Origin of the sequence: Streptomyces aureocirculatus (assembly GCF_000720475.1) — a bacterium.
In the GTDB taxonomy this organism is placed as follows: Bacteria; Actinomycetota; Actinomycetes; order Streptomycetales; family Streptomycetaceae; genus Streptomyces; species Streptomyces aureocirculatus.
Genome location: NZ_JOAP01000111.1, coordinates 1 through 9,520, shown reverse-complemented (window position 1 = coordinate 9,520; position 9,520 = coordinate 1). Strand labels below are relative to the sequence as shown.

The following is a 9,520-nucleotide window of genomic DNA, read 5'->3' as shown; positions in this document are numbered from 1 at the left end:
CGCATGATCGAGATCCGCAAACAGAACCCCGCCTTCGGACTCGGCTCCTACACCGAGCTGCCCTCCTCCAACCCCGCCGTCCTCGCCTTCCTGCGCGAGGCCCCCGCGGGCACGGACACCGATCAGGACAGTGACGACCTCGTCCTGTGCGTCCACAACTTCTCCCGCTTCGCCCAGCCCACCGAGCTCGACCTGCAAGCTTTCAACGGCCGCCACCCGGTGGAGCTGATCGGTGGCGTACGTTTCCCCGCCATCGGTGAACTCCCGTACCTCCTGACCCTCGCAGGACACGGCTTCTACTGGTTCCGGCTGCGCGACGACTCGGCGTAAGGTCGCCGATACGGGCGGCGTGGGTCGGCCTCTTCCCGGCGTGACTCACTCCGCACTGGGCACTCGTACACGGCACGCCCCTGCTCGGCACCTGATCCCACAGATCCCGCATCCGATCCCGCATCCGATCTTGTATCTGATCTCGTATCTGATCTTGTATCTGTTCTCGTACCTGACTTGTCCGCGACGCGGAAAGGACGGGACATCATGTCGGAAGCCGTCACCCGCCCCAGTGCCAACTCCGACGCGCTCCTCGCGTCGCTCGATCCGCTGCTGCGCAACTGGCTCCCGCGACAACGGTGGTTCGCGGGCAAGGGGCGGCCCGTCACGGGGTTCGAGATCACGGCGGCGACGGAGCTGCTTCCACCCGGTGCCGAGCCGGGACTGCTGCACCTGCTCGTACGGGTGCACCAACCACTGCCCGCGGCCACCCCGGCGGCCGACCACGAAGACCTCACCCCCGACTGCTACCAACTGCTGCTCGGCGTGCGCATCGAACTCCCGCCGCGCCTCGCGCCCGCACTGATCGGCCACGTCGCCGGGGGCGCGCTCGCCGGGCGCACGGTGTACGAGGCGCTGCACGACCCGCGCCTCGCCACGCTGCTCCTGGAGCGGCTGCGGCAGCCCGGCCGGCTCGGCGCCCTCCGCTTCACCCGCGCCGACGGCACCGCGGGCGCCGACATCCCCGCCGGGCTCGTGCCCCGGGCGCTCGGCGCCGAGCAGTCCAACTCCTCGCTCGTGTACGGCGACCGACTGATACTCAAGGTCTTCCGGCGGGTCGTGCCCGGCATCAACCCCGACCTGGAGCTGCCCCTCGCCCTGGCCGGACAGGACTGCCGCCGGGTGCCGCCGCCCACCGCCTGGATGACGGCCGACGGGGGCGCCGAGCCGCTGGTGCTCGGGGTGTTACAACCGTACGTGGCCGGGGCGGCGGACGGCTGGGAGCTGGCCCTCCAAGTCCTCGCCAAGGGGGAGGACTTCAGCGCGGAGGCTCGCGCGCTCGGGCAGACCACCGCCGAGGTGCACGCCGCCCTCGCGGCGGCACTGCCCACGGTGACGCTCGGGCGGGCGCAGGTGGAACAGCTCGCCCGCGGCATGACCGAACGCCTGGACGCGGCGGCGCACGCGGTGCCCGCGCTGCGCCCCTACGCGTCCGCTCTGCGCACCGCCTACGACGCCCTCGCCGACCTCGCCGCCGAGGGCGGGTCCGGGCTCACTGCCCAGCGCGTCCACGGGGACCTGCACCTGGGGCAGTTCCTGCGGGCGCCGTCCGGCGAGTGGACCCTCATAGACTTCGAGGGCGAACCCGCGCGGCCGCTCCCGGAGCGCCGCACGCCGCAGCCGCCCGCCCGGGACGTCGCGGGCATGCTCCGCTCCTTCGACTACGCGTCCCGCAGCCACCGCCCCTGGTCCCCGCAGTGGTCCGCCACCTGCCGTGCGGCGTACTGCACCGGATACGCCGACGTGTCCGGCGTCGACCCCCGCACCTCCCCCGTCCTGCTCCGCGCCCACGAGACCGACAAGGCCGTGTACGAGGCGCTGTACGAGGCCCGCCACCGCCCCGACTGGCTCCCCGTACCCCTGGCCGCCCTGAACCAACTGGCAGCGGGGGAGGACGCCCCCGGCCCGGAGCCGGACACCGTCCTGTGACCCCCGCCCATGGCCCTGCACCCCACCTGCCACCCGCGCTCGACCCCGCCCCTGCGACCAGCCCCGACTGGAGGCCGCCCCCGTGACCCCCCGCCCCACCTCCCGTAATCCGTCGGACGAGCCCGCGCCCGAGGTCACACCCCCACAGCCGGAACCGACGGCGCCGCCCGGGCCCCCCGCGGCGGCCGCGGCCACGCGTGCCGCGGAAGCCGCCGAGGCGGCGGAGGCCGTGGAGACGGCCAAGGCCGCCAAGAAGGCCGGGCCACCCCGGCCGGGAAAACCGCCTCGGCCGACCAAGGCTCCCAAGTCGACGGCGACACCCGACACCGCCAGGACCGCGGAGTCCGCCCGGCCCGTCCGGCCCGCCGGGTCGGCCGGGTCGGCCGGGTCGGCCGGGTCGGCCGGGAGCGCCGAGGCCACGGGAGCCGCGAAGACTCCCGGGGGCCCGCGGGGCAGGAAGGTGCCGAGGACCGCGAAGGCGGCGAAGCCGACCGGCACCGCGAAGGCGACCGGCACCGCGAAGCCGCAACCGACAGGCACCGCCAAGCCGACCGGCACCGCAAACCCGTTCGGGGTCGGCCAGGCTGCCAAGTCCCCCAAGTCCTCCAAGTCCCCTAAGCCCGCCAGGACCGCCAGGACCGCAGGAGCCACGGGAGGCGCAGGAGCCACGGGAGGCGCAGGGGCCCCGGGGGTCACGGGAGCCGAAACCCCCCTGGACGCCGCCAGGACGGTGGCCTCCCCCGTGGCTCCGGAGGACCGCAGCAGGCTGCTCGCCGGAACGCATCACGACCCGCACGGCGTGCTCGGAGCACACCGAGTAGCCGACGGGGTGGCCTTCCGCGCGCTGCGGCCGTACGCCCGCGCGGTGACCGTGATCGCGGGTGAGCTGCGCGCCGACCTGACCGACGACGGCGACGGATTCTTCTCGGCGGTCGTGCCGCTGCGCGACGTGCCCGCCGACTACCGGCTGCACCTCACCTACGACGAGGCGACCCTGGAGATCCCGGACGCCTACGCGTATCTGCCCGCGCTCGGCGAGTTCGACCTGCACCTGATCGGCGAGGGACGGCACGAGCGGCTGTGGGACGCGCTCGGTGCGCGGCCGATGACGCACCAGGGCACCCAGGGCACCCGCTTCACGGTGTGGGCGCCCAACGCGCAAGGCGTACGCGTCGTCGGGAACTTCAACTACTGGGACGGCATCGGCTCCCCGATGCGCTCGCTCGGCGGCAGCGGCGTGTGGGAGCTGTTCGTGCCGGGGGTCGGCGCGGGCGAGCTGTACAAGTTCCAGATCACGCGCCCGGACGGCAGCATGACGTTCCGGGCGGACCCGCTGGCGCGCCGCACGGAGACGCCACCGGCCAACTCGTCCGTCGTGGACGTGTCACGCCACGAGTGGCGGGACGAGGAGTGGATGCGGCGGCGCGCCGACATACCCGTGCACGAGGCGCCGTTCTCCGTGTACGAGGTCCACCTGCCGTCCTGGCGCCCCGGCCTCACCTACCGTCAACTGGCCGAGCAACTCCCGGCGTACGTGGCCGAGCTGGGCTTCACGCACGTGGAGCTGATGCCGGTCGCCGAGCACCCCTTCGGCGGCTCCTGGGGCTACCAGGTCACCGGCTTCTACGCACCCACCGCCCGCCTTGGCACCCCCGACGACTTCAAGCACCTCGTCGACGCCCTCCACCAGGCAGGCGTCGGCGTCCTCATGGACTGGGTGCCCGCGCACTTCCCGCGCGACGACTGGGCGCTCGCGGAGTTCGACGGGCTTCCGCTGTACGAGCACGAGGACCCGGGGCGGGCCGCGCACCCCGACTGGGGCACGCTGGAGTTCGACTACGGCCGCAAGGAGGTGCGCAACTTCCTGGTCGCCAACGCCACGTTCTGGTGCGAGGAGTTCCACATCGACGGCCTGCGTGTGGACGCCGTCGCCTCGATGCTCTACCTCGACTACTCGCGCGAACACGGCCAGTGGACCCCGAACGAGCACGGCGGCCGCGAGAACCTGGACGCCGTCGCCTTCCTCCAGGAGATGAACGCCACCGTGTACCGCCGCTGCCCCGGGGTGGTCACCATCGCCGAGGAGTCCACGGCGTGGGACGGCGTCACCCGAGCCACGCACCACACGGGGCCCGGCGGCTTCGGGGGGCTCGGCTTCGGCCTGAAGTGGAACATGGGCTGGATGCACGACTCGCTGGGCTACATGGCCAAGGAGCCCGTACACCGGTGGTGCACGGCAAGCGGTCCCTGGTGTCGAAGATGCCCGGCGACTGGTGGCAGCAGCGCGCCAACCACCGCGCCTACCTGGCGTACATGTGGGCGCATCCCGGCAAGCAACTCCTCTTCATGGGACAGGAGTTCGCGCAGGGCGCCGAGTGGTCGGAGGGCCACGGTCCCGACTGGTGGCTCCTTGATCCCGCGTACGGGGCCGAGGCCGAGCACCGCGGGGTCCGTGACCTCGTCCGTGACCTGAACACCGCGTACCGGGCGCTGCCCGCCCTCTGGGAGCGCGACACCGATCCCGCGGGGTTCGCGTGGGTCGTGGGGGACGCCGCCGAGGACAACGTGTTCGCGTTCCTGCGGTTCGACGCGGAGGGGGCGCCGCTGCTCGCGGTGTCCCATCTGGCGCCGGTGGTGCGGCACGGGTACCGGATCGGGGTGCCCGAGGAGTTCGCCGGGTGGCAGGAGGTCCTCAACACGGACGCCGCCCGATACGGCGGCAGCGAAGTCGGCAACCCCTCCCCCCTGAAACCGGACCCCACCCCCTCCCAGTCCCACCCCGCCTCCCTCCTGCTCACCCTGCCCCCACTGACCACCCTCTGGCTCCGCCCCACCTGACCCCGCCACGCACCCGTACGCACCCCCGGTGTCGCCCCGCGCGCGAGGCGGACGGCTTCCTTACCTTTTGGTGCGTAGCTGACTAAATAGTCGGTACTTGTGAGCCCTCTCGCGCGAATCAACGATGGAGGCATGCCTGACGACGCGAAAACCGCAAACACCACGACAGCCGCAACCACAAAGAATGCCGAGAACAACCGCATTACCCCCGTCACCGTCATCGGCCTGGGCGCGATGGGGCGGGCCCTCGCCGGGGCCCTGCTGGACGCCGGGTATCCGACCACCGTCTGGAACCGTACGGCCGGGAGGGGCGAGGATCTCGTGGCCCGGGGCGCCACCCTCGCCGCGTCGCCCGCGGAGGCGGTGCGCGCGGGCGAGGTGGTCCTTGTGTGCGTCGTCGACTACGCCGCGTCGCAGGCGATCCTGGAGCCGGTCGCCGCCGACCTCGCGGGACGTGTCCTGGTGAACGTCACGTCGGACTCCCCCGAGCGCGCCCGGGAGGCGGCGAAGTGGGCGGACGGCCACGGCATCCGGTACCTGGACGGTGCCGTGATGATTCCGACCGTCATGGTGGGCAGCACGGACGCGCTGCTCTTCTACGCCGGCGACAAGTCCGCGTACGACGAGCACGAGCAGGTGTTCACGTCCCTGGGCGGGCAGTCCGCGTACGTCGGCGCGGACCACGGACTCGCCGCCGTCTACGACCTGTCCATGCTCGACTTCTTCTGGACCTCGATGTCCGGCCTGGTGCACGGGTACGCGCTCGCGGCCAAGGACGGCGTTCCGGCCACGTCGATCGCCCCGTTCCTGAAGGCCCACATCTCGCTCCTGTCCCTGCTGATCGAGGTGACGGCCAAGGACCTGGACGCGGGCGAGTACCCGGGCGCCGAGGGAAACCTCGCCATGGAGGTGGAGGGCATCGAGCACATCCTGCACGCCGCCGAGCTCCGCGGCCTGGACGTCTCCGTGCTGCGGTCCGTGCGGGACGTGGCCCGGCGGGCGGTGGACCTGGGGCACGGCGCCGACAGTTGGTCCGCCACGGTCGAGGGCGCCCGCAACCCCGCCTGAGCCCGCCGCCCCGGGGCTCTGGCCTTGACGCCGACGTCAAGGCCTACGGTCGCAGCATGCGGATCGGCGAACTCGCGGACCGGGTGGGAACGACCACGCGGGCGCTGCGTTACTACGAGTCGCGCGGGCTGCTGCCCGCGCGGCGGGACGGCAACGGCCACCGCACGTACGGCGAGGCCGACGTGCGGCTCCTGGAGCAGATCAGGACCCTTCAGGACTTCGGGTTCGAGCTTGAGGAGACCCGGCCGTTCGTGGAGTGCCTGCGCTCCGGCCATCCGGCGGGCGACGCGTGTCCGGCGTCGGTCGCCGTCTACCGCCGCAAGCTCGGTGAGCTCGACGCGTTGATCGGCGAGTTGACCGCCGTGCGGGCCGAGGTCGGCGCGCAGTTGGCGCGCGCCGAGCAGGCGATGGCCGGGCTCGCCGCCGACGCGCAGGCACCGGGGGGACCAGAACCCCGGTGCGAACTGAGTGACGCGGCTGACGCGACCGACGTGACCGACGTGGCTGGTTTGACTGATGTGGCTGGTTTGACTGATGTGAGGGGTGTGCGGGGATGAGTGTGGTGCGGGTGGAGGGTGTCGACGAGGTGACGGACGCGGACTTCGGCTTCGAGGTGCTTTCCGGGGAGCGGCCGGTGCTCGTGCAGTTCACGGCCGAGTGGTGCGGGCCGTGCCGGCAGTTGGCGCCGGTGCTCGGGGAGATCGCCCGGGAGGAGGCGGACCGGCTGAAGGTCGTGCGATTGGACGTGGACCGCAATCCGGAGACGACGACGGCGTACGGGGTGCTCTCCACGCCGACGCTGATGGTGTTCCGCGACGGCGAGCCGCTGTGGCAGAGCGTGGGCGCGCGGGCGAAGCGGCGGCTCGTGCAGGACCTCGAGGGCGCGGGGGTGCTCTGAGCGGCCCGTCGCGCAGCGGTAGGAAAAAGCCCCGGACGAATTGACGTCCGGGGCTTTTCTCTGGGTATATTGGATTCTTTCGCGAAGCCGTGCCCTTTTGAACATGACGACTTCACGGGAATCTGAATAAACTCACTGTAACTGGCGAGGGGCTGAATTGTCAAGCGAGGGATTGCGGGAAGAGCAGCAATTCGTCTCCGGGCTGTACGCGCGCCTCGACGCGCTGCGCGAGGAGGCCGAGTCCGCCGTACAGACGTCGTTGGCGCAGGTGGGCAACGGGCTGCAGGCGCGTCTGGAGCGCGATGTCATGGTCGCCGAGCAGTCCGGGCTGCTCGCCGCCTTCGACGCGGGCGAGAACGGTCTCTGCTTCGGACGCCTGGAATTCGGCGACGGGCGTGACCATCACATCGGGCGCATCGGAATCCGCCGGTCCGACACCGAGCGCACACCGCTCGTCGTCGACTGGCGCGCGGAGGTGGCTCGGCCCTTCTATCTCGCGACCGGCCATACGCCGATGGGTCTGCGCAGGCGCCGGCACATCACCACCGAGGGCCGCCGGGTCACGGCCCTGCACGACGAGATCCTGGACCTCACCGACACCACCCGCACCGGGCACGAGGCCGCGGACTCCGACGAGGTGCTGCTCGCGGCGCTCGACTCCGCGCGCACCGGCCGCATGCACGACATCGTGCAGACCATCCAGGCCGAGCAGGACCGCATCATCCGCGCCCCGCACCGGGGTGTGCTCGTCGTCGAGGGCGGCCCCGGCACGGGCAAGACGGTCGTCGCGCTGCACCGCGCCGCGTACCTCCTGTATGAGCACCGGGAACTGCTCGCCAAGCGCGCCGTCCTTGTCGTCGGCCCCAACCCGGCCTTCCTCGGCTACATCAGCGAGGTGCTGCCCGCGCTCGGCGAGACCGGTGTGCTGCTCGCGACGCTCGGCGAGCTGTTCCCCGGCGTCACGGCGACGGGCACCGACTCGCCCGCCGCGGCACGCGTCAAGGGCCGGGCCGAGATGGCCGACGTCCTCGCGCGGGCACTGCGGGACCGGCAGGGGCTGCCGGAGCCCGGCGAACCGCTGATCATCGAACACGACGACGGTGAACTCGTCCTCGACTGGACGATCGCGTACGAGGCGCGGGATGCCGCCCGCGCGATGGAGCTGCCGCACAATCTGGCGCGGCCCACGTTCGCGTTCCAGGTCATCGACGCGCTCACCGCGCAGTTGGCCGAGCGCATCGGCCACGACCCGTACGGCGGGCCCAACTTCCTCGGGCCCGACGACATCGCGCAGCTCGGCAAGGCCATCGCGGTCAGCCCCGACGTGCACGCCGCGATCGACGAACTGTGGCCCGTCCTCACCCCGCAGCGCTTCGTCGCCGACTACCTCGCCGAGCCCGTGCACCTGTCCGACGAGGACGCCGCCGCGGTCAGGCGCGCGCCGGGCGGCGCCTGGACCCCGGCCGACGTGGCGCTCCTCGACGAGGCCGCCGAGCTGCTCGGCAAGGACGACAGCGCCGAGCAGGCCCGCGCGGAGGCCGAACGGCAGCGGGCCGTCGCCTATGCGCAGGGGGTGCTCGACGTGTCGTACGCGTCCCGTACGTACGAGTTCGAGGACAAGGAGGAGAGCGACCCTGACGGGTCCGAGGTGCTCCTCGCGCACGACATCATCGACGCCGAGCGGATGGCCGAGCGGCAGGAGGAGGCCGACCACCGCAGCGCCGCGGAGCGGGCCGCCGCCGACCGGACCTGGGCGTTCGGGCACATCATCGTGGACGAGGCGCAGGAGCTGTCCGCGATGGCGTGGCGGCTGCTCATGCGGCGCTGTCCGACGCGGTCGATGACGCTCGTCGGGGACCCGGCGCAGACCGCCGAGTCCGGCGGCGTCGGTTCCTGGCAGGACATCCTCGCCCCCTACGTCGCCGACCGCTGGGCGTACGCGCACCTCGGCGTCAACTACCGTACGCCCGCCGAGATCATGGACGTCGCGGCCCAGGTGCCGCGCGCCGCGGGGGTTGTCGGCTTTCAGCCGCCCTCTTCCGTTCGGTCCACCGGGGTGCGGCCGTGGGCGCGGCGGGTCGGGGATCTCGCCGCGGGGGTTGCGGAGGCGGTGGCCGCCGAGACGCCCTCGGCGGGGCGGCTCGCCGTGATCGCTCCCCGTGCGCTGCACGAGGAACTCGCCGGGAAGCTCGACGGTGTCCCCGCCGGGGGTGAGCCGGACCTGACGCGGCCCGTCGTCCTCATCGACCCGCGCCAGGCCAAGGGCCTCGAGTTCGACACCGTCCTCGTCGTCGAGCCCGCGCTGTACGGGGCCAGCGACCTGTACGTCGCCCTGACGCGAGCCACGCAACGCCTCGGCGTCCTCCACACGAACGCCCTGCCCCCGGCCCTGACCCCCCTGGCCTGACCCCGCACGCCCCTGGCTCCTGGCTCCTGGCTCCTGGCTCCTGCCTCCTGCCTCCTGCCTCCTGCCTCCTGCCTCCTGCCTCCTGGCTCCTGGCTCCTGGCTCCTGGCTCCTGGCTCCTGGCTCCTGGCTCCTGGCTCCTGGCTCCTGGCGTGCAACGACCGCACCGCTGCGCGTAGTCACCCGCCCCCCCGTCCCCGCCGGACCAGCCGCACCGCAGGGAGTTTCCCCCTCCGGGGGTCTGCCGCGGTGGGTCGCCGGGGGCGGGCGGGTACCACCACCCGACGACAACACTGCAAACCGCCCGCCGCTGCGCGGCGTCGCCCCACCC

General features: G+C 72.5%; 6 protein-coding genes and 1 pseudogene. All 7 read left to right on the top strand.

The window, feature by feature from the left end:
* A partial coding sequence (locus IG78_RS0140735) for an alpha-glucosidase C-terminal domain-containing protein (RefSeq protein WP_199813373.1) occupies positions 1 to 330 on the top strand: 330 nt, incomplete at its 5' end.
* Positions 331 to 537: 207 nt separating this feature from the next.
* Positions 538 to 1,980, top strand: coding sequence for a maltokinase N-terminal cap-like domain-containing protein (locus IG78_RS0140730; RefSeq protein WP_030574716.1), 1,443 nt, complete (start codon positions 538 to 540; stop codon positions 1,978 to 1,980).
* Positions 1,981 to 2,692: 712 nt separating this feature from the next.
* Positions 2,693 to 4,818, top strand: a pseudogene (gene glgB / locus IG78_RS43535) (1,4-alpha-glucan branching enzyme).
* Between the two features lie 132 nt (positions 4,819 to 4,950).
* Positions 4,951 to 5,886 (top strand): NAD(P)-dependent oxidoreductase, encoded by a 936-nt coding sequence (locus tag IG78_RS0140720; RefSeq protein WP_078965966.1) that lies wholly within the window; start codon positions 4,951 to 4,953, stop codon positions 5,884 to 5,886.
* Between the two features lie 56 nt (positions 5,887 to 5,942).
* Positions 5,943 to 6,443: a MerR family transcriptional regulator gene (locus IG78_RS0140715; protein ID WP_225882437.1), complete on the top strand. Its 501-nt coding sequence runs from the start codon at positions 5,943 to 5,945 to the stop codon at positions 6,441 to 6,443.
* Positions 6,440 to 6,784 (top strand): thioredoxin, encoded by a 345-nt coding sequence (gene trxA / locus IG78_RS0140710; RefSeq protein ID WP_107055127.1) that lies wholly within the window; start codon positions 6,440 to 6,442, stop codon positions 6,782 to 6,784. Before IG78_RS0140715 ends, trxA begins: the two co-directional genes overlap by 4 nt.
* A gap of 157 nt (positions 6,785 to 6,941) precedes the next feature.
* Complete coding sequence (locus IG78_RS0140705) at positions 6,942 to 9,191, top strand: HelD family protein (protein ID WP_225882436.1); 2,250 nt, start codon at positions 6,942 to 6,944, stop codon at positions 9,189 to 9,191.
* Positions 9,192 to 9,520: the final 329 nt, after the last annotated feature.

Bases quoted from the DNA above. Each gene is read 5' to 3' on its own strand.
- IG78_RS0140730 (WP_030574716.1), top strand. From the start codon at position 538: ATGTCGGAAGCCGTCACCCGCCCCAGTGCCAACTCCGACGCGCTCCTC.
- IG78_RS0140715 (WP_225882437.1), top strand. From the start codon at position 5,943: ATGCGGATCGGCGAACTCGCGGACCGGGTGGGAACGACCACGCGGGCG.
- trxA (WP_107055127.1), top strand. From the start codon at position 6,440: ATGAGTGTGGTGCGGGTGGAGGGTGTCGACGAGGTGACGGACGCGGAC.
- IG78_RS0140720 (WP_078965966.1), top strand. From the start codon at position 4,951: ATGCCTGACGACGCGAAAACCGCAAACACCACGACAGCCGCAACCACA.